Source organism: Francisella philomiragia subsp. philomiragia ATCC 25015, assembly GCF_000156715.1.
GTDB classification, from domain to species: domain Bacteria; phylum Pseudomonadota; class Gammaproteobacteria; order Francisellales; family Francisellaceae; genus Francisella; species Francisella philomiragia.
Map to the genome: position 1 here is coordinate 1 of NZ_DS999321.1, position 1,181 is coordinate 1,181.

A 1,181-nucleotide genomic window follows, 5' to 3' on the forward strand; every position below is an offset into this window, starting at 1 on the left:
GATGGAAAACTCGTTAGCACTTTCAGTTATGTTCAAGTACGTGATGTTGTCCGTGTTTATGAATGGTCCCCAACCTGGCGCTAGCCATTGTACAAAGGCTTGATCAATAGATACTGATGCAGGGTTTGCAGTTCCGCTACCCCATGCCGGCTCGAATCCTGTAGGCCAAGTCCAACTATCATCACACGTGATAGTAAGATTACCGGAGTTATCGACACCAAAGGTACCGTGGGCAACATCTTTATTTACATTAAGCGCTTCGGCTACATCCGGCATAGTTTGACCAGTAGGTAATGGATATTGAGAGTCATAAACAAATGTATGGCTAACGGAGGGTATCACAATATCCTGTGGCACAGACTGCTCAATTGTCCTTTCAATTCTAACGCTAGTAGCTCCAATTCCATGAGCAACCACTTGAACCATATATCTACCAGACTCAAATCCCGGAATAGCTGTCAAATCTAAAATCATACCAGCGCTTGTTTGATCTAAACTAGAGTATACTCCCTCAAAAGTACCTGGCTTAGTAAGATATATATCATAGTATAGTGTTTCGCCAGCTCCATCCACAATTTCAGCACCCCATCTCGCTTCTAATATAGTTCCATCTACTGTAAATTCCGGTGTCTGAGTCCATTGTACTGCTTTTACTCCAGTAACCGCTGAATCTGTATAGGTAACAGGTGTAGAAAACACCCTACTAGCTTCTGGACCACTACGGGCAGTTACTATAACATCATAGCTACTACCTAGCTGCAGACTATCTTGATCTAAAATTCCTGTAGTAAATCGAGCTCCGATAAATGTTCTATTTGGCATCACTGCACCATCTTGTCGCACAATAACGTCATAACTACTCACCGGATCTCCTGCATCATCAGCAGCAGCCCATTCGCATGTAACTGATTTTGATTGTGCACTACATGCTGGAGCTGTAGTCCACACAATAGCTGCTTGTGACCACATCGGCAACAACAAGCCCACAAAACCCATACCTGACAATACTTTGCTTCTTAACTTCACTTTCATACTTCCTTTTTTTAAAATTATTAAAGATTAATTATAGATTATAGTAATGTAAATTACAAATTTGCAAATAATAATTATTGATAGACTTTTAAAAATCCATAAGTCTGACTAACACTCCATATTGTAAAGACTGTTATACAGGCCAATGG

1 protein-coding gene is annotated in these 1,181 nt (G+C 40.6%); it reads right to left on the minus strand.

The features are described from left to right. Positions 1-1,032: DUF3281 family protein (locus FTPG_RS09595; RefSeq protein WP_004288257.1), on the minus strand; the 1,032-nt coding region annotated here is incomplete at its 3' end. Positions 1,033-1,181: the final 149 nt, after the last annotated feature.